Origin of the sequence: Rudaeicoccus suwonensis (genome assembly GCF_007829035.1) — a bacterium.
Lineage (GTDB): Bacteria > Actinomycetota > Actinomycetes > Actinomycetales > Dermatophilaceae > Rudaeicoccus > Rudaeicoccus suwonensis.
This window is the reverse complement of the sequence record NZ_VIVQ01000001.1, coordinates 1239853-1266713: the sequence shown is the minus strand read 5'-3', so window position 1 is coordinate 1266713 and position 26861 is coordinate 1239853. Positions and strand designations below refer to the sequence as shown.

Genomic DNA, 26861 nt, shown 5'->3' with positions numbered 1-26861 from the left:
GCAGACCGCTGCGGCAACGGTCAACTGCCGGATGCGTCGACCGCCCCGCCGAACCGCCGGTCGCGGTCGACGAAGATCCTGATCGCCTCCCACAGGTGCGTCCGATCGAAGTCGGGCCACAGCGTGTCGAGGAAGACCATCTCGGCATACGCCGACTGCCACAGCATGAAGTTGCTGGTGCGTTGCTCCCCCGATGACCGCACGAACAGGTCGACATCCGGCATGTCCGGCCAGGTGAGATTGCGCGCGATGGTGCGCTCGTCGATGGCGGATGCCTTGAGCTTGCCGGCCTGCACCTGCTCGGCGATGCGACGGGTGGCCTGCGCGATCTCAGCGCGACCGCCGTAGTTGACGCACATCTGCAACGTCATGACGGTGTTGCCGGCGGTGATCTCCTCGGCGCGCTGCAACTCCTTCAGCACCGAGCGCCACAGCCGCGGTCGCTGACCGGACCAACGGCAGCGCACACCCCACGAGTGCAACAGGTCCACCCGGCGCCGGATCACGTCACGGTTGAAGCCCATCAGGAATCTCACCTCGTCGGGCGACCGTCGCCAGTTCTCGGTGGAGAACATGTATGCCGACAGATTCGGCACGCCGACCTCGATCGCGCCGGCGATCACATCGATCAGCTGCGCCTCACCGGCTTCGTGCCCACGAGTGCGGGGCAGGCCGCGCTGGTTCGCCCAGCGGCCGTTGCCGTCCATCACCATCGCGATGTGCTGCGGCACCAGACCGTTCGGTATGACGGGAGGTGTCGCGCCGCCCGCGTGTGGGAAAGGCGCGACGACGCCGCTGAGGCTGCTCATGACACTGCCCCGGTGCTGGTGCGATCCACGAGTCGCAACGATCTCACGCCACGTTCGAGGTGCCATTGCAGGTAGGCCGCCACGAGGCCGCTGCTTTCGCGGCGCGTCTGCTGGTCGGAACCATCTGCGGCGTCCCAGTCACCGGTCAGCAGCGCGGCCAGGAGCGCAAAGGTGCGCGGATCAGGGGCGGAGCTGCCTGGTGTGCGACAGCTGAAACAGACTGCTCCGCCGCTGGCCAGGTTGAATGCCCGGTGCGGCCCAGTGGCCCCGCATCCCGCGCAGTCGACGAAACTGGGCGCCCAGCCGGCGATCGACAGAGCGCGCAGCAGATACGAGTCGAGCACCAGATCGGTCGCGTGCTCGCGGTGCGCCAGCGACGCCAGCGCACCGGCCAGCAGGTTGAACTGCTGCAGGACGGGCTCGTGTTCCTCGCTGAGACGGTCGGCGGTCTCGAGGGCGGCGGTTGCCGCCGTGAACGACGGGTAGTCGCGGGCAATCTGATCGCCATACGGCGCGAGCATCTCGGCCTGGGTGACCGTGTCGAGCGAACGACCCTCGTAACACTGCAGATCCACGATCATGCCCGGCTCGAGCCGGGCGCCGAAGCGGGACTTGGTGCGCCGGACGCCCTTGGCGACGGCACGGACTTTGCCCCGATTGCGGGTCAGGAGCGTCACGATGCGGTCGGTCTCACCCAGCTTGTGGGTGCGCAGCACGATGCCGACGTCTCGATAGGTGGCCATATCGGCTCCATTGTCGCCGATCGGGCCACGGACCGACTGCAGGCGCGCCTCGTAGGCTGCGTGCCCATGCAGACCAAGTCGTATGACGTCGTCATCGTCGGTGGTGGTCACAACGGACTGACCGCAGCCGCTTACCTCGCTCGAGCCGGCAAGTCGGTGCTGCTGCTGGAGCGCCAAGACCACCTCGGCGGCGCATCGGTGTCGGCCGAGGCGTTCCCGGGAATGGGTGCCCGGCTGTCCCGCTATTCCTATCTGGTGAGCCTGCTGCCTCAGCAGATCATCGACGACCTCGGATTGCGGATCACGTTGGCCCGCAGGCGGTTTGCGTCATACACCCCGGTACCGGGTGGTGACCTCGGCCTGCTGGTCGACAACGGCGACGCTGCGGCGACCCGCGCGTCGTTCGAAGCGATCGGCGCCGGCGGTGACGTGGACGGCTGGCACGGGTTCTATGCCCGCACCGCGCACCTGGCGCACGCGTTGTGGCCGACGGTGACCGAACCTCTGGCACGTATGTCGGAGGTCTCGCGTCGCATCGGCGACGACACGATCGTCCGCGACTTCCTGCAACGGCCCCTGGGTGAGGTCATCGAACGCAGCGTCGCCCACGATCTGGTGCGTGGGGTGATCCTGACCGACGGCCTGATCTCGACGTTTGCCTCTGCGCATGACGCCGACCTGCAGCAGAACGTGTGCTTCCTCTATCACGTGATCGGCGGCGGCACCGGCGCGTGGGACGTCCCCGTGGGCGGGATGGGCGAGGTCTCCGGTGCCCTGCTGGCGGCCGCGACCGCGGCCGGTGCCGACCTTCGCACCGACGCGCAGGTCACGGCAGTCGCCGACGACAAGATCACCTGGGTGAGCGGTGACGACTTGCACACCGTGCACGCCAAGCGAGTGCTCTGGGCCGCGGCGCCGGCGGTGCTCGACTCACTGATGGCCACCTCCCCCGGCGCTGCAGAAGGCGCTCAGGTCAAGGTGAATCTGCTGCTGTCGCGACTGCCTCGACTGCGGGACGCCGCACTGGCACCTGAGGCCGCTTTCGGTGGGACGTTCCACATCAACGAGACCTACACGCAGCTCGAGAGTGCTTATCGGTCAGCGATTTCCGGTCAGGTGCCGACACCGGTGCCGGCCGAGATCTACTGCCACTCGATCACCGATCCGAGCATCCTGTCGCCTGCGCTGCGCGAGTCGGGTGCGCAGACGCTGACGGTCTTCTCGCTGCAGACCCCGGATCGGCTGCTGGACGGATCGGATGCAGAACGCGCGAAACTGCAGCAGGCAGTGCTGGATTCACTGTCGAGCGTGCTCGCCGAACCCATCGAGGACGTCGTGATGCGCGGCCCCTCGGGCGCGCTGTGCATCGAGACCAAGACGACGCGCGACCTGCAGGACACCCTGGCGATGCCTGGCGGCAACATCTTCCACGGACCACTGTCCTGGCCGTTCGCCGACGACGAGGAGCCGTTGACCACACCGGCGCAGCGCTGGGGGGTCGCCACTCCCTACGGCAGCATCCTGCTGGCAGGCGCAGGCAGTCGCCGCGGTGGCGGCGTCAGCGGCCTGGGCGGCTATCACGCGGCTCGGGCGGTGCTCGAGGACGCGTGACGCGGTCGACGGCCGCGTCAGGGACACAGCACGCGGCCGGACAAGTCGTCGAGGGCACATGACGCCGCCGGGACGCAGCCAGGCTTCGCGCTGACGGCGGGCGGCCGACGTGCCAGACACCCTGGACGTTATTCGAACATATGTCTAGAATCGCCATATGGCATTCGCGTTGCAGGGTTCGCTGCTGGACCAGGTCGATGAAGTCGGGCTGCGTCCGCTCAAGGGGGCGGTGAGACGAACCGTCCTTACTCGCGGGGCGTGGATCGACCTGCGGCCCGGCTGGGTCACCGGCGCCGACGAGTTGTTCACGCGACTGTCACTGGGCGGAAGCGCCGGTGTCGAGTGGGAGTCCGAGCGGCGGATGATGTACGACCGCGAGGTGGCGACGCCACGCCTCCTGCGTTTCTATTCAGCATCGGAAACACTGCCGGATCCTGTTGTTCTACAAGCACGTTCGGAGCTTTCGGCGCACTACCGGCGCGAGTTGGGCGAATCGTTCGCGACGACCGGCATGTGCCTTTACCGAGACGGGTCTGATTCCGTCGCCTGGCATGGCGACCGCGAAGGCCGGTCCCGCACCCAGGACACGATGGTGGCGATCGTGTCGGTCGGCGCGCCGCGCGTACTTGCCTTGCGTCCGGCCGGTGGCGGCGAGTCGCTGCGCTACACCCTCGGCCATGGCGACCTGCTCGTGATGGGCGGTTCGTGTCAGCGGACCTGGGAGCACTGCATCCCCAAGACAAGTCAGCCGGTCGGTCCGCGGATCAGCATCCAGTTCCGGCCGCACGGCGTTCGCTGACGACCGCTGCAGATCAGTCCGACATTCCACGCCCGCCCTGCGCCACCCCACCCACCGATATTCGGCGCCACGACCGTAATTGCCGCCCTCACGTCGAAAATCGCGCCATCCCTAGCGTCGATATTCGACGGCACGGCCGCAATAACCGCCTTGGCGTCAAATATTGCGGAGGTCGCGTGACCTCGGCGTTCCCGCGACTTCGACAGTGGCGCCGCTCGTCAGACGTCGTCGCGCGTGCGGCCGAAGACCACCAGGTCGACGCGTCCGCCGTGCACGATCCCGGCCGAGCGCAACACGCCTTCTTGGGTGAAGCCGGCAGCGACGGCGCTGCGTTGCGAGCCGAAATTTCCTGTGGCCGAACGGATTTCGACTCTCTCGATGCCCGCCATCTCCATCGCCCAGTCGGACAACAATCGCGATGCGCGACCGGCCAGACCCTGCCCACGCGCGGCAGGCATCACCCAGAATCCGATCTCCGTGGTCAGCGCCCGCCAGTTGGTCTTCTTCAGATCGATGACGCCACAGAAGGCTCCGTCATACTCGATGGCCCGCACGATGCCTCGGCCACTCGTGCGTTGTAACGGCACATCGTCTCTGATCCACTCTGCCGCCAGATCACGCGGATAGGGGGTCGGCAGCGGCAACCAGCGCAGCGTCTCCGCATCGGCACAACCCTCGGCGACTGCCTCGGCATCCGCTTCATCCAATGCGCGCAGTCGCAGACTGCCAGTACCCATGATGACGTCGTCGACGAACACCGGACCGGTGGAAGATGCGATCACAGCCTGAGCATACGTTTCGCATGCATCGCTGATACCGCGGCTTTCTAGGTTCCTCATTCATGATCGAACCCAGCCGGCGCAACCTGCTCATCGGAGGTGCGGGCGTCACGCTCGCAGCCGGATTCACTGCCATCGGAGTTCGCGCGGAAGCGCGCCAATCGACCGCGGGGGGCGCCGGGCGCGTGGCATCGACCGCGATCACCACCGACATACCTGCCACGACCATCACGAGCCCGACGGTGGCGGCAACCACGGCCGCCGCCACGACGACCGCATGGGGCACCCGGCTCACCACCGCGATCACGAACTACCAGAAGTCACGTGGTGGCACGATCGCGTGCGCGGTGTACGACAGGACGACGGGTGGCTACTACGGCTACCGCGACACCTGGGTCAACGACACCCTCAGCACGGTCAAGATGGTGATCATGGCGACCGTGCTGCGGCGCTGTCAGGAGTTGCGGATCAACCTGTCGACAACACAGATGCAACTGGCCACCGCCATGATCACCCAGAGCGACAACGACGCCGCCAACGCGCTGATCACCTGGGCAGGCGTCGCGAACGTGCAGCGGGTGGCTGGGTACTACGGCATGACCAGCACGCACGTGCAAGGCGGCATCGTCGCCGGTAGCTCCAACTGGTGGGGTTATTCGACAACCACGAGCAAAGATCTGCTGTCGCTGATCAACGGTCTGGTCTGGGGCACCACCGTGCTCACCGCGGCGCATCGCACCTATGTGCTCACCTTGATGTCGCAGGTGATCGCCATCGAACGCTGGGGCGTCTGCGCGCCACCGCTGCCGACGAGCAACACGTGGGCGACCAAGAACGGCTGGGGCCCACTGGGTAGCGCTTATGTGCTGAATTCAGCGGGTCACATCACTGGTAACGGCCGCAACTACACCGCGGTGATCCTGACCCAGGCGCCGGCCGGGTTCTACTACGGCCAGACCACGATCAACGGCGTCTCGCAGTTGATCTACGACGCCCTTGCGACGCCGATGCCTTGACGAGAGCACAACAGCTCTTCAGCGGCATGTCACCTGCAGGGACCGCGGCCCGCGCAACAAAGTCGACGCTCGGTATCGCGGCGCCGCCACCGGACGCAGGCGAGGCAGGCGTTCGGCGAGGATGCCGAAGGCCGTCGTGAGTTCGAGTCGGGCCAGTGGCTGACCAAGGCAGTAGTGGATGCCGCTGGAGAACGACAGGTGGCTGGCCGCGTTGGCGCGGGTGATGTCGAACGTGTCAGGCGCGTCGAAGACAGCCGGATCGCGATTGGCGCCACCCAGCATCAACTGCACGAACTGCCCGGCGCGGATCGGCTGCCCGGCGATCTCGGTGTCGTCAAAGGAGATTCGCGCTGTGCGTTGGACGGACGAGTCGAAGCGCAACACCTCCTCAGTCGCGCCCGCCGCGAGGGTCGGGTCGGCGACCAGCCGCTCCCATTGATCGCGGTGCCGGTCGAAAGCCAGCATGCCGTTGCCCAGCGCGTTCACCGTCGTCTCGAATCCGGCGATCAACAGCAACTGACACATCGGCGCCATCTCCGCCGGCTCGATCTGCTCCCCCTCGACCGCCACCAGTCTGCTGATGACATCGTCACCGGGTTCGTTACGTCGCAATTCGAACAACTGCGTGAACATCGCGTTCAGCGCCCGGTCCGCCTGTTGCAAGGCAGCCGCGTGGCGCAGGCCGCGGATTCCCGACAGCGCGCCGCCGATCACCGCGCCATACTTCTCGAACTCGCGTCGATGGTCACCCGGTATGCCGAGCAACGTCGTGATCACCGCAATCGGCAACGGTGCGGCGATCTGCTCCACGAAATCGAACTCTCCCAATCGCTCTGCCGTGTCGACGATTTCATGGATCCGCGCCTGCACCATCGGCTCGAACGCACCGATCGCCTTGGGGCCGAATGCCGGAGTTGCGATCCGACGCAACCGCGTGTGGTCGGGCGGGTTGATCGACAGGATCGTCGCTTCGGCGTCCTCGGTCTTGGCCGGGTCATAGGCCGGCAGCTCCGGTCGTGGGCCGAATCGCCTGCTGCGCAACACCTGGTCGCAAACGGCGTGCTCAACGGTCGCGAAGCTGCCGAACCTGTTGCGGCAGAACGTTCCTTGCTCACGCATCTGCTCGTAGATCGGATAGGGGTCGGCCCGCCCGGGCCTTCCGGCAAGCTTCGCCGGAAGGTTGCCGCGCATGTTGGCGGCATAGAAGCGACCCACCCGATCGGCATACAGGGCGGTGGCGAATCGGGCAGCCTGCTTGACCTGACCCGCGCCGTCAGCCAGCCGAGATCCTGCCATCAGCCCAGCGCCGCCTCGATCGCCGAGGCGAGTTCATCGACCTGCGCATCGGTCATCGTGAAGGCGGGTGAAATCTGTATGCCGCCGGCCCCGACGGCGCGTGTCGCGATGCCGTGGCCGCGCAGGGCCGTCGCCAGGCCCGCGGCGGCGCTCGCGTCGTTCAGCTGAACGGCGGCGAGCGCGCCTGTGCCGCAACGGACTTCGGACACGGACTCGTGAACATCGAGGGGTGAGAGCCGGGCTGCCAGCGAGTCCTGCAGACGCAACGCCTCGTCGATCAGACCTTCGCGCTCGATGAGGTCGAGATTCGCCAGAGCCACTGCGGCGGCAGCCGCATGGCCGGAGTAGGTGTACCCATGCCGCAGCCAGCGACCGGCGTCTGGCTCGAAGAACGGTGCCGCAACTTTGGGAGCGACCAGGACAGCACCCATCGGCAGGTAGCCGGACGTGAGGCCCTTCGCGGTGGTGACGAAGTCGGGCTCGAGGCCGAATCGGGTTGATGCGAACCACGATCCACCTATCCGACCGAAACCGGTCACGACCTCGTCAGCGACGAAGAGCACCTCACTTTCGGTGCAGATCTTGCGGACCTCCATCAGATAGTCCGCCGGGGGCGGATAGACCCCGCCGGCCCCCATGACCGGCTCGCAGAAGAAGGCTGCGACATTCTCGGCGCCGAGACCTTCGATGGTGGAACGCAGATCCTCGGGGTCATCCCATGCGACGTGCGCCTGATCGGCGATCAGTTCGCCGTATCCCTGGGTGTTACCGGGAATGCCTCCGAGCGATGTTCCGGCGTAATGCATTCCGTGGTAGGCCTTGTCGCGCCCGATGATGATGCGGCGGCTGGGCTGCCCCGTCTCGACCCAGTATCTCCGGGCGATCTTGGCTGCCGTTTCGACTGAGTCCGACCCACCAGAGGTGAAGAAGACCTTCGACCCGGGCACGGGTGCGATGCCGGCGAGTCGCTCGGCGAGCTCGAGGGTGACGTCGGGGGTGTAGTCACCGAAGGTCGAGTAGTGCGCCAGCCGCGCCATCTGCGCAGCAGCCGCGTCGGCGAGCTCGCGACGACCGTGCCCGACATTGGTGAACCACAGTCCCGCTGTCGCATCGAGATATCGCCGCCCCTGGTCGTCCCAGACGTGGACCCCCTCGCCCCGGGTGATCACGAAGTCACCGGCGCGCTCGACCGCGCCCATGTCCGAGAACGGATGCCAGAACGCGCCCACCGCACACCTCATTTGCTCACAGAAACTCGATCCGGTTCGAATTTACCTGGTGCGCCGACCTCACCCGGACCTATCGTCGTCGGGTATGACGATCACGCCGGATTTCGCCGCAGCGCTGCGAACCGAATCGGCCGCATTCCGCACCGCACTCCAGACAGCCGAGCCCGATGCGCCGGTGCCCAGTTGTCCCGACTGGTCAGCGACCGATCTGCTGTGGCATCTGACCGAGGTGCAGTGGTTCTGGGGGCAGGTCGTGGCGCACGACGTACGCGACCCGCAGTCACTCGACCGCCCCGAACGTCCGGCGGATCTGGCCGACCTGTTCGCGATGTATGACGATGCCGGTGAACATCTGCAAGCGGCTCTGCAAGCGCTGCCCGACGCCACCGAACGCTGGATGTGGACGGCGGACCCGGCCCTGCACACCGCTGGTTACATCCGGCGTCGCCAGGCACACGAGGCTCTCGTTCACCGGGTCGACGCCGAACTTGTTGCGAGACAACCGGTTTCAGTCATCGATGCCGCTCTCGCAGCCGACGGCATCGATGAGGTGGTGCACGTGATGTACGGCCGAGAACACGCACTCCTCACCTTTGCACCCACGCAGGGTCAGGTCGTCCGCATCGCAGCAACGGATGCTTCTGTGGCATGGACTCTGCAGTTGGGTCGGGAGCGCGGCGTCATCCCTGAGTCGGGCGAACACATCGACGACGCGAACTTCCGTCCTGTCGACGACATCGCCTCTGCTGCGACCGTCAGCGGGACCGTCGCCGACCTTGACCTGTGGCTGTGGAATCGCCCTACATCCGGTCAGCTCACGCGGTCCGGCGACAGCGACGCACTGCAGGCCCTCGACGAGATCCTCGCCGCGGGCCTGCAGTGACAGATCGTCAGACGCGCACCGGTTGAGCGGTCGAATCATCCTGCGTCGCAACACCTTCAGCGTCGCGCTCGGCGCGGTTCACCGCTGACAGGATCGCGGTCAATGACGCCTTGACGATCGAGGAGTGCACCCCGACTCCCCAGATCACGCGATCGCCGATCGCACACTCCAGGTATGCCGCGGCACGTGCGTCGCCACCGGCGGACACCGCGTGCTCGGCATAGTCGAGCACGCGAACGTCGACGCCGATCGAGCCGAGCGCGCCGACGAACGCGTCGATCGGACCGTTGCCCTCGCCCTCGATGGTGATCTGTTCGCCACGATCGGTCATCGTTGCGGTGATGTGGTCGCGCCCGGAGTCACCCGAGCTGATGTTGTGCGTGATCGGCGCAAAGCGGCCCCACGCCTTCGCGCCCTCGCCGGTGCCGGGCAGGTATTCGTCCTCGAAAGCCGACCACAGCTGCGCCGGCGACACCTCACCACCGAACTCGTCGGTCTGCCGTTGCACGACCCCGCTGAACTCGATCTGCAGGCGACGCGGCAGGTCGAGTTGGTGCTCGGTCTTGAGCAGATAGGCGACCCCGCCCTTGCCGGACTGGCTGTTGACCCGCACGACCGCCTCGTAGGAGCGGCCGATGTCGTGCGGGTCGATCGGCAGGTAGGGAACGCCCCACACCAACGAATCGACAGGCTTGCCAGTCTCTTTGGACTGACGTTGCATGTCGTCGAAGCCCTTCTTGATGGCGTCCTGGTGCGAGCCGGAGAAGGCCGTGAACACCAGGTCCCCGCCATACGGGTGGCGCTCATGGACCGGCAGCTGATTGCAGTGCTCGACGGTGCGGCGGATGTCATCGATGTCGGAGAAGTCGATCTGCGGGTCGATGCCCTGACCGAACATGTTGAGGCCCAATGTCACCAGGCAGACGTTGCCGGTGCGCTCACCGTTGCCGAACAGGCAGCCCTCGATGCGGTCGGCGCCGGCCTGATAGCCCAGCTCCGCAGCGGCGACCCCGGTGCCGCGGTCGTTGTGTGGGTGCAGGCTCAGCACGACCGACTCACGCCGGTGCAGATGAGCGCTCATCCACTCGATGGAGTCGGCGTAGACATTCGGTGTCGCCATCTCGACCGTCGCAGGCAGGTTGACGATCATCTGGTGGTCGGGCGTCGGGTCGATGATGTCGATGACCTCGTTGCAGATCCGCGCCGCGAACTCCAGCTCGGTGCCGGTGTAGGACTCCGGCGAGTACTCGTAGTAGACGTCGGTGTCGGGGACCGTCTCCTCCAGCTTGCGGCACAGCCGTGCCGCCTGGGTGGCGATGTCGATGATGCCGTCCTGGTCGAGGCCGAAGACGACGCGGCGCTGCAGCACCGAGGTGGAGTTGTAGAAGTGGACGATCGCCTGCTTGGCACCGCGGATCGCGTCATACGTGCGCTCGATCAGCGCGTCACGGCACTGGGTGAGCACCTGGATCGTGACGTCATCGGGGATGTGTCCGCCGTCGATCAGCTCACGCACGAAGTCGAAGTCGGTCTGGCTGGCGCTGGGGAAGCCGACTTCGATCTCCTTGTAGCCCATCCGCACGAGCAGTTTGAACATTCGCAGTTTGCGCTCGGCATTCATCGGGTCGATCAGAGCCTGATTGCCGTCGCGCAGGTCGACCGCGCACCACCGCGGAGCCTTGGTGATGATGGTGTCCGGCCACTGGCGATCCGGCAGGTCGACCTTGATCTGCTCGTGGAACGGGACGTACTTGCCGATCGGCATCTGAGTGTTCTGCTGGGGGTGTTTCACTTCTGTCGCCTTCGAGTGTATGCGGGCTCGGCCTGGGCAGCACAATTCTCCGCGGCGAGGTTGGCCGAAGTGTCAGGCCCCGCCGCGGCAACGAAGGAGAAGCGAGGATGCCGCACGCACGTCAGCGACTGTAGGCCGGTGGTCCTGAGTGCGTCCACGTTTTGACCAAAGAGTCCGTATGGCGAGATCGGTGTCGCCGCACCGATCGCTCCCGGCGCCGGCGCAGCCGGGGGCAGGCTCGGCACTCATCGGACGATGTCCGGCTGCCGGCGAATGGCGAAATACCGCTCGTCGATCTCCTCGATGCCGAACGTGCCGATCGGCACCTCACCCAGCACCAGGTCCTCGTCCAGACCCAGCGGCGCGACACGGGTCACGATCTCGCGGACCTGCTCACCGTCGCGCAGCACCCGGTAGATGTTGGTGATCTCGACGCGACCGTCGCGCACCGGCTCGGACTGGAACCACCGCTGGTACTCATGGCGGCCCATCCGCGCCGAGCGGATCATCGACAGTTCGACCGGCTTGTCCGGAACCCCGCCATACGAGCGGCTCATCAGGATCGGCGCTCCGGGGACCATCACCTGCGCCATACGTGCCCAGAACTCATCCCGGGCGCGGCCACCGAGGAAGTAGATCACGTTGAGCAGCAGCGCTCCCCCGCACTGCGTCGGCAGCCAGGCGTCGAGAATCGACTCGGGCAGCACGGTGATGCGGTCGCGGAGCTCCGCCCGCTCGGCGACCCGCAGCATCAGCAGCGAGCGCATCCGATCGTCGGGCTCGACGGCCAGGATCTCGGCATCAGGAAACTGCTGCGCAAGGCCGACCGTGGACAGGCCGCTGCCGCAACCGATATCGACCAGTGGGTGGTCGGTGTTGAATCGTGCTGCGTCCCAAGGGATCTGGTGCGGTTCACCGTCCTCCTCGAGACCGGACAGCCGCAGCACATCACTGAACTCCGCCCAGGCGAGGTTCTCCGGATCCTCACTCACGCGCTCAGAATCCCAGCTTCGAGAGCTGGTTGGGATCGCGCTGCCAGTCCTTGGCGATCTTGACGTGCAGGTCGAGGTAGACCCGCTGCCCGAGCAGCTCCTCGATGGCAGTGCGCGCGTTGGTGCCGACCTCCCGCAGCCGCGAGCCACCGCGGCCGATGATGATCGCCTTCTGGCTGGATCGCTCGACGAAGACGTTGACACGGATGTCCATCAACGGCTTGTCGGCGGGACGGTCCTCGCGTGGTGTCATCTCTTCGACGACGACGGCGATGCTGTGCGGCAGCTCGTCGCGCACACCCTCCAGGGCGGCCTCCCGCACGAGTTCGGCGATCATCACGTCGTCCGGCTCGTCGGTCAGCACGCCGTCGGGATACAGCTGCGGCGACACCGGCAGATGGCTGGTGAGCACCTGCTGCACCGTCTCGACCTGGTCACCACGTGTGGCCGAGCACGGAACGATGTCATCCCACTGACCCAGCTGGTCGATCGCCAGCAGATGCTCGGCGAGGCGGTCCTTGTCGACGGTGTCGCTCTTGGTCGCGATGGCTACCACTGGCCGGCGACGGCCTCGCCGGATCTCGTCGAGTTCGGCCGCGATGAACTGGTCCCCGGGGCCGATGCGCTGATCACTCGGCAGACAGAATCCGATCACGTCGACGTCGAGCAGGGTCTCGCGCACGACGTCGTTGAGCCGCTGGCCGAGCAGAGTGCGCGGCTTGTGCAGTCCGGGGGTGTCGACCAGGATCAGCTGACCGGCGTCCGAGGTGGTGATGCCCCGGATGGTGTGCCGGGTCGTCTGCGGCTTGCTGGAGGTGATCGCCACCTTCTGTCCGACCAGCGCATTGGTCAACGTCGACTTGCCCGCATTGGGTCGGCCGACCAGGCAGGCAAAACCCGCTCGATATTCGCTCACGACACTCTCTCCTCATCCGACCCGCGTGCGCCATCATCGCGTATGCCGCGGGCCTCCCGCTCGCTCGCCCTCTCCTCGGGACGCGCGTCGGAGCCGTGGCTGACGGAATTGGGGTCATCACGGCCCTCGGTGTCGACCGGCTCGACGATGAGGGTGGCGAGCTGATGTCGGCGGCCCGCCATACGTTCGGCGGTGAGCTGCAGGCCGGCCACCTGCGCGGACGCGCCTGGCAGCGGGACCCGACCGACGAGCTTCGCCAGCAGACCGCCGACGGTCTCGACGTCGTCGTCATCGTCGATGGTGACGTCGAAGTGTTCGGCCAGGTCGCGTGGTGACATGCGGGCCGGCACCCGGGTGGTGCCATCGGGCAGATCTTCCAAACCCGGTGTCACACGGTCGTATTCGTCGTCGATCTCACCCACGACCTCCTCGACGATGTCCTCGAGGGTCACCAGGCCGGCGGTGCCGCCGTACTCGTCGATCACGATCGCGAAGTGGGTGCGCGCGGTCTGCATCTCGCGCAGCAGGTCATCGGCCGGTTTGCTGTCGGGCACGAACCACACGTCGCGCATCACCTCGGCCACCGGGTGGTCGAGCATCGCCTCGTGGCCGATCACGCGGGCCGCCACGTCTTTGAAGTAGATGACGCCTTGTATGTCGTCAGGACTGCCGTCCGTCACCGGGATCCGGGAGAAACCGGAGCGGCGCAGTAGCGACATGGCCTGGCGCAGTGTCTTGCGCCGGTCGACGGTGATCATGTCGGTGCGTGGCACCATGAGCCCGCGTGCGACCGTCTCGTCGAGTTCGAAGACCGACTGGATCATCTTGCGCTCGTCGTCTTCGATGAAATCGGAATCAGTTGCCAGATCGACGTATTCGCGGAGTTCGGCCTCTGAGTCGAAGGGCCCGTCGCGGTATCCGCGACCCGGTGTCACCGCGTTGCCGAGAGCGACGAGCGCTCGGGCGACGGGGCTGAGCAACCGGTGCAACCACAGAACCGCAGGTGCTGTCGACAGGGCGAAAGCCGCAGAGTGCTGCCGCCCGAGAGTGCGCGGCGAGACGCCGACGAGGACGAAGGACACGATCGCCATGACAGCGATCGCCACCAGCAACGCGGCCCAGAAGTCGTGCAGCGCCTCACGGCAGGCGAAGGTCACCAGCACAGCCGCGGTCGCCTCGGTGACGACGCGCAGGAAGGTCAGCACCATGGCAACCGCGGCGCTGTCGTCGACCAGTCGGCTCAGCGCCGGAGCGCCACGACGACCTTCGTCGACGAGCGCATCTGCGCCATGGCGCCCGATTCGGCTGAGCGCGGATTCGATTGCTGCGAAGAGGAATCCGAGTACGACAGAGGCAAGTGCAGCGACGAGCAGCAGCACCATGGCGAGTTACTCCCCCGACGGCGGTTTGATCCGCACCGCGGCACCACTGCGCCCAAGGCCGGCCAGGAAGGTCAGCAGCAGGGTGCGCTGCAACTCGAACATCTCGCGCCGCTCGTCCGGCTCGGCGTGGTCGAAACCGAGCAGGTGCAGGATGCCGTGCACCGTCAGCAGCAAGAGCTCTTCGTCCATCGTGTGACCGGCGTCGGCGGCTTGGCGAGCCGCCACCGTCGGGCACAGCACGATGTCACCGAGCACGCCTTCGGCGGGTTCTTCGTCGGCGGAGCCCGGGCGCAACTCGTCCATCGGGAAGCTCATGACGTCGGTCGGCCCGGGCAGATCCATCCACTGCCGGTGCAGTGTCTCCATCGCAGCCTCGTCGATCACCCCGACGAACAGGTCGGCGCCCGGGTGAACGCGCATCTGGTCGAGCACGAAGGCCGCGCAGTCGTGCAACTCTTCGAGGTCGATGACCGCGTCGGTCTCGTTGCGCAGATCGATGCTCACGAGCGCTCACCGCGTTCGCTGCTCGTGCCGGTCGCGCTGCCACCGCTGCTGCGACGGGCGCCGTGGCGCGCGGGCCGCTGATGACCGGAGGTGGCCGTGGTTGCGGCGTCGAATTCCTCGTAGGCCTCGACGATCGCGCTGACCAGCCGGTGCCGCACGACGTCGTCGGCGGTGAGTCGGGAGAAGTGCACGTCGTCGACGTTGCCAAGGATGTCCTGCACCACCCGCAGACCTGACTGGGTGCCCCCCGGCAGGTCGACCTGGGTGACATCGCCGGTGACAACCATCTTGGACCCGAAGCCCAACCGGGTGAGGAACATCTTCATCTGTTCGGCGGAGGTGTTCTGCGCCTCGTCGAGGATGATGAACGCGTCGTTGAGCGTGCGGCCGCGCATGTAGGCCAGCGGAGCGACCTCGACGGTGCCGGAGGCCATGAGTCGGGAGAGCGAATCCTGGTCGACCATGTCGTGCAGTGCGTCGTAGAGCGGGCGCAGGTAAGGGTCGATCTTGTCGTTGAGTGTGCCGGGCAGGAACCCCAGCCGCTCGCCGGCCTCGACCGCCGGACGGGTCAGGATGATCCGGTTGACCTGCTTGGCCTGCAGCGCCGCGACCGCCTTGGCCATTGCCAGATAGGTCTTGCCGGTGCCGGCCGGGCCGATCCCGAAGACGATGGTGTTGGCGTCGATCGCGTCGACATACCCTTTCTGGCCCAGCGTCTTGGGACGGATCGTGCGTCCGCGGTTGCTCACGATGTTCATCGTCAGCACGTCCGCAGGACGCTCGCGCGTGCGGCCGCGCAGCATGCCGATCGACCGCTCGACGGCGTCGCGGTTGAGCGGCTGACCGGCGTCGATGATGACCAGGAGCTCGTCGATGAGTTCTTCGACCAGCGCCATGTCCGCGGGCGCACCGGCCAGGTGGAAGACGTTGCCGCGCACGTGCAGTCGCAGTCGGGGAAAGGCACGCTCCATGGTGCGCAAGAGCTCATCGCGCGGGCCGAGCAGGGTGACCATCGCGACGTCCGGTGGAATTTCGATGGTGTGCTCCGCCTCGATGTCGGCGGATCGGCTCACCGGACTCGACTCGGTGGCGTCCGCGCTGGCGGTCGTTGCGGGCAGATGGGCCTGATCGTCACGTGTCATCGTCCCGCCATCCTACGGTCGGCCCGTGACAGGCGGCGACTTCATACCGTCCGCCCGCCGTCACCAACGGCATCGGGCCGCAAGCACAGCCAGTGCAGCCGGTCCTGCGCTCGACGCGCGCAGCACCGTCGGCCCCAGGCGCACCGGTATGGCGCCGGCCGCCTCGAACGCTGCCACCTCTCCCGGCGTGATGCCGCCCTCGGGACCGACGACGACCATGACCTCGCCCTCACCCGGAAGGTCGACGTCGGTGAGGCGCGCCGTGGCCTCCTCGTGCAGCACCAGCGCTGTCGTCGCTGCAGCAAGCCGGTCCACCGCCATACGAGAGCTGACGACATCTTCCAGATCGGGCACCGTCGGCCGCCTCGACTGCTTGGCTGCGGCGCGCAACAGCGCGGCCCACTTGCGATGCGCCTTTGCCCCGCGTTCGCCGCGCCACTGCACGATGCTGCGCTCGGCCTGCCACGGAACGACCACGTCGACGCCGAGTTCGGTCGCCGCCTCGATCGCCTGGTCGTCGCGGTCACCCTTGGCGAGCGCCTGCATCAACACGAATCGCACTGCGGGCGCATCGGTTTCGTGCAGTGCGAGCACCGTGACGGTGAGCGCGTCGGCAGCCGCAGCGACCACACGGCACTCTGCGACACGTCCGCTGCCATCGGCGAGGTGCACGACTTCTCCGGCGCCGATGCGACGCACGACAACAGCGTGCCGGGCCTCTGCCCCGGCGAGCACGAGTTCACCGTGCACCTCGGCGACGGCCAGCGCGCCGTCGTCGACGAAGAACAGCGGAGCGGTCACTTCTGCTGGAAGGCGTCGCGCAACTTGCCGAACAAGCCCTTCTCGACCCGGTCGAAACGCGCCTGCGACAGATCCTCGCCGCGCTGGTCGGCGAGCTGACGCAGGAGTTGCTCCTGCTCGGCATCCAGCTTGGTGGGTACGCGAACGTTTGCGTGCACCATGAGGTCACCACGGGCGCTGCTGCGCAACTGCGTGACCCCGAGGTTGCGCAGCGTGATGACGTCCCCGGGCTGCGTTCCCGGACGGATGTCGACATCGCGCTTGCCGTCAAGGGTCTCCAGCGACAGCGTCGTGCCCAGAGCCGCTGCTGTCATGGGGAGTTCGACCGAGCAGTGCAGGTCGTTGCCCTGTCGCTGAAAGGTCGGGTGCTTGCGAACACGCACCTCGACATACAGGTCACCGGCCGGACCACCTGCCGGACCGACCTCACCCTCTCCGGTCAGCTGGATTCGCGTGCCGCTGTCGACTCCTGCAGGGACCTTCACCGAGATGGTGCGGCGATCGCGCACACGGCCCTCGCCAGAGCAGTCGAAGCAGGGGCTGTCGATGATCTCGCCGAAGCCGCGGCAGGCATTGCACGGGCGGGTCGTCATGACCTGACCGAGGAAGGAGCGCTGCACCTGCTGCACCTGGCCGGATCCGTGGCAGATGTCGCATGTATGACGACCGGTGCCTGGCCGGGCACCGTCGCCGTGGCAGGTTTCGCAGACGACAGCAGTGTCGAACGTGAGGTCCTCCGTACTGCCGAAAACCGCTGCTGAAAGGTCGATCTCGACACCGATCAGGGCGTCTTGGCCACGCTGCACCCGCGAGCGTGGGCCGGTCTGGCCACCGACGCCACCGCTGAAGAAGGCGTCCATGATGTCGCTGAACGAAAAGCCCTGGCCGAAGCCGGCGGAACCTGCGGAACCGCCGTACGGGTCGCTGCCCATGTCGTACGCCTGACGCTTCTCGGCATCGCCGAGAACGTCATACGCCTGGGAGATCTTCTTGAACTGGTCGGCCGCGTCCGGATCGGGGTTCACGTCCGGGTGCAGCTTGCGCGCCATCTTGCGGTAGGCCCGCTTGATCTCCTCGGGCGTGGCGTTCTGCGCGACTCCGAGGTCGCCGTAGTAGTCGTTCACAACTGTCCTTGTCAGGGGCGAAAAGTACTGTGGTCGTTACTGATTCAGGATCTCGGTCACATAGCGGGCAACCGCCCGCACAGCGGCCATCGTCGAGGGGTAGTTCATCCGGGTCGGGCCGAGGACACCCAGACCGGCCACGCCGCCGGCGGTGTATGACGCCGTCACCACCGACGTGCTCGCCAGATCGGAGATCGGGTTCTCCGCGCCGATGCGGACCGCCACACTCTCGCGTGACTCGCCGTCCATCGATGCCAGCAGACGCAGCAGCACGACATGCTCCTCCAGCGCCTGCAGCACCGGGCTCAACGTCAGCGGGAAGTCGTTGCTGGAGCGCGCCAGGTTGGCGGTGCCGGCGAGCACGACGCGATCCTCCCGTTGCTCGGCGAGCACCCCGGCGACCGCCCGGAGAACCGCGGCGCGCGACTGGCCTTGCGCGTCTCCCGGAGGTGCTTCGAGTTCGGCCACCGCCGCAACCAGCGCCACTGCAGCTTCGGCGCGTCGTCGGCCGACGCTGAGTTCATTGACGCGAGAGCGCAACTGGGCAACAGCCGCCTCGTCGTCAAGGTGCGTCGGCGACCCGAGTTCGAGGATGCGCTGCTCAACCTGACCTGTCGACAGGATCACAACCAGCATCAGTCGGTCCGCAGCGAGCGAGACCAGCTCGACATGCCGCACCGTCGCGGCGTTGAGCGAGGGGTACTGCATGACCGCCACCTGGCCGGTGAGCGAGGACAGCAGGCGAACCGTGCGCGTCACGACGTCGTCAAGATCGACCGACTGCGACAGGAAGGTCTCGATCGCCGATCGCTCGGCGCGTGTCAGCGGTTTGATCTGGCTGAGCTTGTCGACGAACAACCGATAGCCCGCGTCGGTCGGGATCCGCCCTGCACTGGTGTGTGGTGCAGCGATCAGACCCTCGTCCTCCAGCGCCGCCATGTCGTTGCGCACGGTCGCGGCGCTGACGCCCAGGTGATGGCGCTCGAGCAGCGCCTTGGAGCCGACCGGCTCCGATGTCGAGACGTAGTCCTGGACGATCGCGCGCAGGACGTCCAACCGACGCTCGTCGCTCATGTCCTCACCTCTTCCGTCCTCGTCACCAACATTGACCTGCCAACGGGCCCGACTCACCAACCACCCTGCCTTGCCGACAACAGCGCCTGGCACTCACGTATGCCGAGTGCCAAGTCTACGTGCACTCCGACATGGCCCGGCCTGCCGACCTCAGCGCGTCGCGCGCACTAATCTCAGGCCTCGTGACCGACAGATATTCCGCCGACGTCCTCGCCGGTGACTGGCGCGCTCCCGCGCGGGGGCGCTCGCAGCAGATCCCCGCCGAACGTGAGCTCGTCGTCGAGGAAGTCGAGACCGGGTGGTGCGGCATGATCGTGCGTGTCGAGAAGGCCGGCGGTATGCACGTGGTGCACCTGGAGGATCGGCACGGCCGGGTCCGCGCGTTCCCGCTCGGCCCCGGATTTCTCATCGACGGAGCACCGGTCGAGCTGGTGCCTCCGGCACCCAGCGCCGGCGACCGCGCCGCACTGGCCGCCGTCCGCGAGGCCGCGACCCGCACCGCCAGCGGTTCGCGGGCTGTTGCCGATGCGCCGGCGCGGGTCGCTCGCGGCTCGCGCATCTTCGTCGAGGGTCGCCACGATGCCGAACTGGTCGAGAAGGTCTGGGGCGCCGACCTGCGCATCGAGGGCGTCGTCGTCGAACTGTTGGAGGGCGTCGACGACCTGCGCGCCGTCATCCGCGACTTCCGCCCCTCGGCCCAGCGGCGGATGGGCGTGCTGGTGGACCACCTCGTGCCGGGCACCAAAGAGCAGCGGATCGTCGACGAGGCGCTCGGCATACCTGAGGCTCGCGATCATGTGCTCGTCGTCGGTCACCCGTTCGTCGACGTCTGGCAGTCCGTCCAGCCCGAGCGGCTCGGCTGGTCGCAGTGGCCGGTGATCCCCCGCGGCACGTCGTGGAAGCACGGGGTCCTCGCCGAACTCGGCTGGCCGCACGACTCGCAAGCTGATGTCGCCCGCGGCTGGAAGCAGATCCTGCGCCAGGTGCGCAGCTACGCGGATCTGCAACCGGAGTTGCTCGGACGCGTCGAGGAACTCATCGACTTCGTGACGGCAGAGGTATGACGCATCGCGCGGCGGAGCTTCGCGCCGAACTCGTCGCGGTCGTGCTGACGGTGGCCGCCGGTCGCGCGTGGGTGCTCGCCAGTGGAGATCCGGCCCACCTGCCGGCCGGGCCCCTCGGGGCGGACCAGGACTCCCTGCAGACCGGGGCGCGTGACTTCGTCCTCGACCAGACCGGGCTTCGTCTCGGGTATGTCGAGCAGCTCTACACCTTCGCCGACGGGGCTCGCAGTCACAACGACGACCGCGTCGTGTCGATCTCGTATCTGGGCCTGACCAAGGCGGACGCCTCGACGGGCGACGGCGAGTGGTCGGCGCTGTACGACCTGCTGCCGTGGGAGGACCGGCGGCACGTCAGCGAGGACGCGCCGGTCGACCGCCTGTCGCAGGAGATCGAAGCCGCACTGCGCAGGTGGGCGGGGTCTGATCGCGAGCGCTCGGAGCGCTGCAAATTCCTGTTCGGGTGTGACGATCAACCGTGGCGCCCGGATCTCGCACTGCAACGCTACGAGTTGCTGTGGGAGGCCGAACTCGTCGCCGAATCGCCATCTGCAGCAAGGGTTTCCGCATTGACCGGTGCGGCGATGTGGCATGACCATCGCCGCATCCTCGCGACGGCACTGTCACGGGTCCGCGCCAAGCTGCAGTATCGCCCGGTCGTCTTCGAGTTGATGGATGACACCTTCACTCTGGGGCAACTGCAGGAGACCGTCGAGACGATCGCCGGCCAGTCGCTGCACAAGCAGAACTTTCGCCGGACGGTCGAGGTGCAGCACGAGTTGGTCGAGCCGACCGACGAACTGTCCCGCGACACCGGCGGCCGCCCGGCGCGGATGTACCGGTTCCGCCGCGAGGTGCTGCACGAACGCGGCCAGGTCGGCACCAAATTGCCGCTGCCGCGCTCACCTCGCTGAGACCCAGCGGCGTGGACCGCGGCTCGGCCGCGGGTAGAACGCACGGCGCCTCTTCGGACGAGCGTGAGCACCTCCTCAGTTTCCTGTTATGCTCAACCTCAGCATTTACTCAATATGAGTATTAAGAAGCGGACCTGAGGACCACGCCATGACCATCACCGATACGCCGCACGATGCCACCACCACCGGCTTCGACGGCTACGACCATCAGGCCGCCTACGCCAGGGTCCGGCACGTCATACCCGAGGTCGAGTGGGCGATCTACGAGGATGACGTCACCGCGATCCAGCGCCTCAAGCAGGAGCAGGACGCGGTGATCTTGGCGCACAACTACATGACGCCCGAGGTCTTTCACGGGGTCGCCGACATCCGTGGCGACTCGCTCGCGCTGGCCCGTGAGGCCCAGCAGGTCGACGCCGGCACCATCGTGCTGGCCGGCGTGCACTTCATGGCCGAGACGGCGAAGCTGCTGAACCCGGGCAAGAGAGTCCTGCTGCCGGACCTCCGGTCAGGTTGTTCGCTCGCCGAAAGCATCACGCCACAAGACATTTCGGAGCTACGAGCACAGCATCCGGGCGCACCTGTCGTGACTTATGTCAACACCTCGGCAGCAGTCAAGGCGGCAAGTGACATCTGCTGCACCAGCGGCAACGCGGTGCAGATCATCCGCTCGCTCGGTGTCGCCAAGGTCATCATGATCCCGGATCAGTACCTCGCACGGAACATCGCCGCGCAGACCGGTGTCGAGGTCGTCACCCACCCAGGTTCGTGTGAGGTGCACGAGCGTTTCAGCCCGCTGGACATCGTGCAGATCCGAGAAGGACACCCAGGCGTCACCGTCCTGGCGCACCCGGAGTGCCCGCCGGAGGTCGTCGCCGAGGCAGACTTCGCCGGCTCGACCGCCGACATGCAGCACTACGTCGAAGACAACCGGCCCGCGAAAGTCGCTCTCATCACCGAGTGTTCGATGAGCGACAACGTCGCGGCGGATCATCCGGACATCGAGTTCATCAGGCCGTGCAATCTGTGCCCGCACATGAAACGCAACACGCTGGCCGCGATCCGGGCAACGCTCGAAACCGGCCGCCACGAGGTGCACGTCGATGCTGCGACTGCTCCGGCGGCCCGTGCAGCCATCGAAGCGATGCTGGCGGTGCGGTGATGGCCACACGCCCAGCTGGACCTTTGGTCGTCGTCGGCTCCGGGCTGGCCGGCCTGACCTGCGCACTGTCGGCGACCACGGATTGCCTTCTGATCACTGCGGGTTCGCTCACCGAAGCGGCTGCCAGCATGTGGGCGCAAGGTGGCATCGCGGCGGCCATCGGCTCGGGCGACAGCGTCGATCTGCACGCCGAGGACACCTGGCGTGCCGGGGCCTATGCCGGCGACCGCGACGCCATTCGCGCGATCACCGCCGCCGCACCCTCCGTGGTGGCGCATCTGGAGAATCTCGCTGTCCCGTTCGACCGGCAGGCGGACGGAACTCTCGATCTGGCGCTGGAGGGTGGCCACAGCAGGCATCGGATCGCTCACGCCGGTGACCGCAGCGGTGCCGCGATCACCACTGCTGTGGCAGCGGCGGTGCGCGATGCGTCCCACATCACCGTCCTGGAAGACCACACCGTCACCCGATTGCTGATCGATGCCGGCGGCCGCATCAACGGGATACGCATGCGCGACGACAGTGGCAGAGAGCTCGAATTAGCCTGTGAACGGGTCGTTCTCGCCACTGGAGGCATGGGCGGGCTCTGGCCGCACACCACGAACCCTCGCACCGCTCTCGGCCAGGGTGTCGCCCTCGCCGCACGTGCCGGAGCCCGGACACAGGACCTGCACTTGGTCCAGTTCCACCCGACCGGTCTCGACGTACCGCGCGATCCGATGCCCTTGCTCACCGAGGCGCTCCGCGGCGCCGGCGCTCGGCTGTTGAGCGACGGCCGACGGTTCGTCGACGAACTGCAACCCCGTGACGTCGTGGCCGCGGCCGTCTGGGAGCAGCTCACGCTGGAACGCGTCGTACACCTGGACGCACGACACGTGCCCGATGTCGCGCAACGATTCCCGGCGGTGCAGCACCTGGTCGGTGAGTCCGGGTTCGACCTGACACAGGACCTGCTGCCGGTCCGCCCAGCACTGCACTACTCGATGGGCGGCGTCACCGTCGATGCCGACTGCCGCACGAGCGTGCGCGGCCTGTGGGCGGTGGGCGAGGTGGCGCGCACCGGCCTGCACGGCGCCAATCGTCTCGCGTCGAACTCGCTGCTCGAAGCAGTCGTGACCGGTCAGGCGGCGGCTGTCAGCAGCAGCACGACCATTGAAGATTGGTCGACGGCGCAGGTGTCGACGCCCGCCGAAGCAAGAGATCGCCACGACGTCACACGCAATGTCGCACTCCCGAGCGGGCCCGCGCTCGGCCTCGGGCAGATCCGCAGTCTCGTCGGTGCCAGCTGCGGGGTGCTGCGCAACGGTCGGGACCTGCGCGACTGCGTCGATGCCTTGGAGCCGCACATCGCCGCCGACGATGCGGCATACGTCGCCTGGCTCGTCGCCCGATCGGCGCTGGCGCACCCGCACAGCATCGGAGCGCATCGGCGCACCGATGACACCACCGCACAAGGAGTTCCGGCATGACACCCGATCTGCAACTCGTCGTCGAACGCGCCCTGGCCGAGGATCTCGGCATGGCCGGAGACCTCACGACGACGGTGACGGTTCCGCAGGACGCCACCGGCACGGCATACGTTGTCAGCCGGGGGCCCGGGGTGCTGTCGGGCACCGCCGCAGTTGAGGCCGTCTTCGCAGCGGTCGACCCGGCCGTGCGCGTCACCTGGCACCGTCGGTCCGGCGACAAGGTGGCCGGCGGCGATCTGGTCGCCACCTTCAGCGGCTCAGCCAGGTCGATCCTCACCGGCGAACGCACGGCTCTTAACTTGCTGGGGCATCTGACCGGAATCGCTTCTCGCACCAGCACATTCGTGGCCCTGGTCGACGGCACCGGCACCAGGATCGTCGACACTCGAAAGACCACACCGGGGTTGCGCGCGCTGGAGAAGCAGGCAGTGCTCGACGGTGGCGGCACCAATCACCGGTTCGGCCTGTTCGACGCAATCCTCGTCAAGGACAACCACATCGGGCTCGGCGGCGGACTCGTGCCGGTGCTCGACCGGCTGGCCGAACACACCGGTCACCTTGTACGCGTCGAGATCGAGGTGGACTCCCTTGAGCAACTGCGCACGATCCTCACGTATGACGCAGAGCGCATCGCCCGCGACAAGTCGCCGGTGGCACATGCCATCCTGCTGGACAACATGACACCGGAGCTCGTGCGCGCCGGAGTCGAACAGGTGCGCGCCCACCCGGCGCCGGTGATCGTCGAGGTGTCAGGAGGAGTGACCGAGACGTCCGTGCGTGCGCTGGCCGAAGCCGGACCCGACGCCATCTCGGTGGGTGCCCTCACCCACAGCGTCACCTGTCATGACTTCGGCCTCGACCTCGACGTGTCGTGACGGTTGCGACCAACCGGACGACCTGACGGCGCCTTCCGTCGGTGCCGCCGCTCAGCCGTGGAGCAGTTGATGCACCACGGTGTCGGCGAGCAACCGTCCGCGCAGGGTCAACCGGGCTACCGGCTCATCGCGACGTAGTGCCGCAGGGCCGTCGAGCAGGCCGCTCGCGATCAATCCGGCGACAGCCGAATGCCCTTTGGCATCAAGTTGATTCAACGGAAGCCCGGAGCCGAGACGTATGCCGAGCAGCACCCGCTCGTCATACTGCTGCGCCTTGGTGAGCACTTCCCGACCGGCGCCGGGACTGGTCCCGGCGAGCACCCGGTCGGCATACGGCGACGGATGTTTGACGTTCCACCACCGGGTTCCGCCGATGTGACTGTGCGCACCCGGGCCGATCCCCCACCAGTTGTCGCCGCGCCAATAGGCTTCGTTGTGTCGGCATCGGTCGGCGGACGTCCGCGACCAGTTGCTGATCTCGTACCACTCGTAACCCGCCGCCGAGAGGAGTTCGTCGGCCAGCTCGTACTTGTCGGCCTCGTCGTCGTCGTCGGGCATCGTCACCTGACCCCGCCGCACCTGGGCCGCCAGCTTCGTGCCGTCCTCGACGACCAGGGCGTAGGCGCTGATGTGGTCCGGACTCATCGCAGTGGCGGATTCGATGCTGGTGCGCCAGTCCTGCAACGACTCCCCCGGCGTGCCATAGATCAGGTCGAGACTCACCTGCATTCCGGACTGCCGGACGGCGTCCACCGCACGAAGCACATTGCGCGGATCATGCGTGCGCTCAAGGGTTTTGAGCACGTGCGGCACGGCCGACTGCATCCCGAGACTGACTCTGGTGAACCCGCCCTCAGCCAGGGTCGCCGCGACATCGCCGTCGATCGTGTCCGGGTTCGCCTCCGTGGTGATCTCGGCGTCGGCAGTCAGCCCGAACCTGGACCGAATTCCGTCGAGCATCCGCACGAGATCGTCCGTTGCAAGCATGGTCGGGGTGCCACCGCCGACGAACACCGTTGACACAGAGGGCGGTTCACTCCCGTCTGCACCGAGCACCTGCTGCGCCAGATCGAGTTCGGCGAGAACAGCATCGGCATACGTGCTGATGCCTGCACCGCGGCCACCCAACTCCGTCAGCGTGTAGGTGTTGAAGTCGCAGTATCCGCACCGCACCGAGCAGAACGGCACATGCACATAGACGCTCAACGGCCGCCGCTGCAGGCTTGCAAGAGCCGCCTGCGGCAGCGCGCCGTCGACGGGCACTGGGTCGCCGTCGGGCAGCACGCTGGGCATCCCGCCATCCTACGAAGGCAACCGGCGTCGCCAGGAACTGCGTGAACGACCTGTGTCAGATGGTGCCGGTGACAAGTTGGAGCCCCAGGCTCGTGCCCGCCACGCAGATCCACAGGATCCCGCCAAGCACCAGCGGTCGCAATCCCGCCTGACGCAGCTGCCGCAGGCGCATCGACAGGCCGATGCCGGCGAGCGCAACGGTGATCAGGAAGGTGCCGAGCTGGCTCAGACCGCCGTGCCACGAGTGCGGTATGACGCCGACGGTGTCCAGCGCTGCAGCAATCACGAAGCCGACCAGGAAGGCAGGCACCACCTTGCGCCACGGCAGAGCGCCACGCTCGGCCACACCCACGCCGGTGCGCCGGGAGGTCGCCCACGCGAGCACGACCACGATCGGGATGATCATCAACGACCGGGTGAGCTTCACCACGATCGCGTAGGGCCCGGCACCGTCGCCGAAGCTGTAGGCCGCTGCCACCACCGACGACATGTCGTTGACAGCGGTGCCGCTCCACAGGCCGAAGGAATGACCCGACATGCCGATCAGGTGTCCCAGCGGCGGAAACAGCAACACCGCGGCGATGTTGAAGGTGAAGATCGTCCCGATGGCATATGCCACATCACTGTCACGTGGCTTCATCACAGCCGTCGACGCGGCGATCGCCGACGCGCCGCAGATGCCGGTGCCGACACCGATCAGCGTGCGAACGTCCCGACTCACTCCCAACGCTCGGCCGATGAGCTGCGCACCGATCAACGACACCGCCAACGAGCCGAACATCACCGGGAGGGACGCACCGCCGACCCGCAGCACCTCCTGCAACGACAGACCTGTCCCGAGCACCACGATCGAGGTCTGCAGCACCGGCCGCGATGCGAACACCAGACCCGGCGTGAGCGACTCGTTCCGCGCCCACGGGACCAACGTGCTGAGCACGATCCCGATCACGATCGCCAGCACCGGTCCACCGATCACCGGCACCTCGCGTCCGAGTCCGGTCGCGACCGCCGCAACGGCGACACACAAGAGCAGGCCCGGCAGCAGGGCGCGGACCCGAGCCTGCCTTCGTCCGCCGGCATCCGGCATCCGGACGTCATGTGCGCCGGTCACGGCTGAGGTGGTCACATCTTTTATCGTCCTGGCCGTCGGTCGCTCTCGGTAGCCACTGAACCGGCATGGTGCTATATCCTGCGC

At 67.0% G+C, this 26861-nt stretch carries 25 protein-coding genes; 9 read left to right on the top strand and 16 right to left on the bottom strand.

All coding sequences use genetic code 11. The features are described 5' to 3' along the window. Positions 1-20: 20 nt before the first annotated feature. Complete coding sequence (locus BKA23_RS05795; protein ID WP_145226341.1) at positions 21-809, bottom strand: isoprenyl transferase; 789 nt, start codon at positions 807-809, stop codon at positions 21-23. Beyond that, on the bottom strand, positions 806-1552 hold the full coding sequence (recO, locus tag BKA23_RS05790; protein WP_145226339.1) for a DNA repair protein RecO: 747 nt from the start codon (positions 1550-1552) through the stop codon (positions 806-808). Before recO ends, BKA23_RS05795 begins: the two co-directional genes overlap by 4 nt. A gap of 66 nt (positions 1553-1618) precedes the next feature. Between recO and BKA23_RS05785 the strand changes: the two genes are divergently transcribed. Together BKA23_RS05785 and BKA23_RS05780 are read left to right on the top strand one after the other, a co-directional pair. Further along, positions 1619-3163: a phytoene desaturase family protein gene (locus BKA23_RS05785; protein WP_145226337.1), complete on the top strand. Its 1545-nt coding sequence runs from the start codon at positions 1619-1621 to the stop codon at positions 3161-3163. Between the two features lie 157 nt (positions 3164-3320). After that, the gene (locus tag BKA23_RS05780) at positions 3321-3962 is read left to right on the top strand and encodes an alpha-ketoglutarate-dependent dioxygenase AlkB (protein ID WP_145226336.1); all 642 of its coding nucleotides are present in this window, start codon (positions 3321-3323) and stop codon (positions 3960-3962) included. Positions 3963-4180: 218 nt separating this feature from the next. Here BKA23_RS05780 and BKA23_RS05775 read toward each other — a convergent pair whose 3' ends face one another. After that, entirely contained in the window at positions 4181-4744 is a 564-nt protein-coding gene (locus BKA23_RS05775; protein WP_170226385.1) for a GNAT family N-acetyltransferase, read from the bottom strand. Between the two features lie 59 nt (positions 4745-4803). Here BKA23_RS05775 and BKA23_RS05770 point away from each other — a divergent pair, with 59 nt between their 5' ends. After that, entirely contained in the window at positions 4804-5757 is a 954-nt protein-coding gene (locus BKA23_RS05770) for a serine hydrolase (RefSeq protein ID WP_145226332.1), read from the top strand. Between the two features lie 18 nt (positions 5758-5775). On the opposite strand, the gene BKA23_RS05765 is transcribed toward BKA23_RS05770, so the two are convergent. Continuing rightward, a complete protein-coding gene (locus tag BKA23_RS05765) occupies positions 5776-7053 on the bottom strand; it encodes a cytochrome P450 (RefSeq protein WP_145226330.1) in 1278 nt (425 codons plus the stop codon). Next, positions 7053-8282: an aminotransferase family protein gene (locus BKA23_RS05760; RefSeq protein WP_211841602.1), complete on the bottom strand. Its 1230-nt coding sequence runs from the start codon at positions 8280-8282 to the stop codon at positions 7053-7055. The genes BKA23_RS05765 and BKA23_RS05760 overlap by 1 nt, the downstream gene beginning before the upstream one ends. Before the next feature lie 85 nt (positions 8283-8367). On the opposite strand from BKA23_RS05760, the gene BKA23_RS05755 reads away from it, so the two are divergent. Then, positions 8368-9165: a maleylpyruvate isomerase N-terminal domain-containing protein gene (locus tag BKA23_RS05755; RefSeq protein WP_145226326.1), complete on the top strand. Its 798-nt coding sequence runs from the start codon at positions 8368-8370 to the stop codon at positions 9163-9165. A gap of 7 nt (positions 9166-9172) precedes the next feature. Here BKA23_RS05755 and leuA read toward each other — a convergent pair whose 3' ends face one another. The 9 genes from leuA to hrcA form a co-directional block, all read right to left on the bottom strand. Continuing rightward, a complete protein-coding gene (gene leuA / locus BKA23_RS05750; protein ID WP_145226324.1) occupies positions 9173-10957 on the bottom strand; it encodes a 2-isopropylmalate synthase in 1785 nt (594 codons plus the stop codon). 245 nt (positions 10958-11202) lie between these two features. Beyond that, positions 11203-11949: a class I SAM-dependent methyltransferase gene (locus tag BKA23_RS05745; RefSeq protein ID WP_145226322.1), complete on the bottom strand. Its 747-nt coding sequence runs from the start codon at positions 11947-11949 to the stop codon at positions 11203-11205. Positions 11950-11953: 4 nt separating this feature from the next. Continuing rightward, entirely contained in the window at positions 11954-12865 is a 912-nt protein-coding gene (gene era, locus BKA23_RS05740) for a GTPase Era (protein ID WP_145226320.1), read from the bottom strand. Further along, positions 12862-14247 (bottom strand): hemolysin family protein, encoded by a 1386-nt coding sequence (locus BKA23_RS05735; RefSeq protein ID WP_145226318.1) that lies wholly within the window; start codon positions 14245-14247, stop codon positions 12862-12864. The genes era and BKA23_RS05735 overlap by 4 nt, the downstream gene beginning before the upstream one ends. A gap of 6 nt (positions 14248-14253) precedes the next feature. Then, positions 14254-14751 carry an rRNA maturation RNase YbeY gene (ybeY, locus tag BKA23_RS05730; protein WP_145226316.1) on the bottom strand — a complete coding sequence of 166 codons (498 nt, stop codon included), beginning with the start codon at positions 14749-14751 and terminating at the stop codon, positions 14254-14256. Then, positions 14748-15893: a PhoH family protein gene (locus BKA23_RS05725; RefSeq protein ID WP_145226314.1), complete on the bottom strand. Its 1146-nt coding sequence runs from the start codon at positions 15891-15893 to the stop codon at positions 14748-14750. Before BKA23_RS05725 ends, ybeY begins: the two co-directional genes overlap by 4 nt. Positions 15894-15953: 60 nt before the next feature. Beyond that, positions 15954-16694 carry a 16S rRNA (uracil(1498)-N(3))-methyltransferase gene (locus tag BKA23_RS05720; RefSeq protein ID WP_145226312.1) on the bottom strand — a complete coding sequence of 247 codons (741 nt, stop codon included), beginning with the start codon at positions 16692-16694 and terminating at the stop codon, positions 15954-15956. Beyond that, entirely contained in the window at positions 16691-17818 is a 1128-nt protein-coding gene (gene dnaJ / locus BKA23_RS05715; protein ID WP_145226310.1) for a molecular chaperone DnaJ, read from the bottom strand. The genes BKA23_RS05720 and dnaJ overlap by 4 nt, the downstream gene beginning before the upstream one ends. A 36-nt stretch (positions 17819-17854) precedes the next feature. After that, positions 17855-18892: a heat-inducible transcriptional repressor HrcA gene (gene hrcA / locus BKA23_RS05710; protein WP_145226308.1), complete on the bottom strand. Its 1038-nt coding sequence runs from the start codon at positions 18890-18892 to the stop codon at positions 17855-17857. A gap of 182 nt (positions 18893-19074) precedes the next feature. On the opposite strand from hrcA, the gene BKA23_RS05705 reads away from it, so the two are divergent. The 5 genes from BKA23_RS05705 (at position 19075) to nadC (ending at position 24373) form a co-directional block, all read left to right on the top strand. Then, positions 19075-19956 (top strand): DUF3097 domain-containing protein, encoded by an 882-nt coding sequence (locus BKA23_RS05705; protein WP_211841601.1) that lies wholly within the window; start codon positions 19075-19077, stop codon positions 19954-19956. Beyond that, positions 19953-20867 carry an NUDIX hydrolase gene (locus tag BKA23_RS05700; protein ID WP_145226305.1) on the top strand — a complete coding sequence of 305 codons (915 nt, stop codon included), beginning with the start codon at positions 19953-19955 and terminating at the stop codon, positions 20865-20867. Before BKA23_RS05705 ends, BKA23_RS05700 begins: the two co-directional genes overlap by 4 nt. 148 nt (positions 20868-21015) lie before the next feature. Beyond that, a complete protein-coding gene (gene nadA / locus BKA23_RS05695; protein ID WP_145226303.1) occupies positions 21016-22029 on the top strand; it encodes a quinolinate synthase NadA in 1014 nt (337 codons plus the stop codon). Further along, positions 22029-23498, top strand: a complete 1470-nt coding sequence (locus BKA23_RS05690) for an L-aspartate oxidase (protein ID WP_145226301.1) — start codon at positions 22029-22031, stop codon at positions 23496-23498. Before nadA ends, BKA23_RS05690 begins: the two co-directional genes overlap by 1 nt. Next, positions 23495-24373 (top strand): carboxylating nicotinate-nucleotide diphosphorylase, encoded by an 879-nt coding sequence (nadC, locus tag BKA23_RS05685; protein WP_145226298.1) that lies wholly within the window; start codon positions 23495-23497, stop codon positions 24371-24373. The genes BKA23_RS05690 and nadC overlap by 4 nt, the downstream gene beginning before the upstream one ends. Before the next feature lie 51 nt (positions 24374-24424). Here the strand turns inward: nadC and hemW are convergent, their stop codons facing one another. Both hemW and BKA23_RS05675 read right to left on the bottom strand, forming a co-directional pair. After that, the gene (hemW, locus tag BKA23_RS05680; protein WP_145226296.1) at positions 24425-25666 is read right to left on the bottom strand and encodes a radical SAM family heme chaperone HemW; all 1242 of its coding nucleotides are present in this window, start codon (positions 25664-25666) and stop codon (positions 24425-24427) included. A 55-nt stretch (positions 25667-25721) separates the two neighbouring features. Further along, on the bottom strand, positions 25722-26792 hold the full coding sequence (locus BKA23_RS05675; protein WP_246104475.1) for a YeiH family protein: 1071 nt from the start codon (positions 26790-26792) through the stop codon (positions 25722-25724). Positions 26793-26861 lie beyond the last annotated feature (69 nt).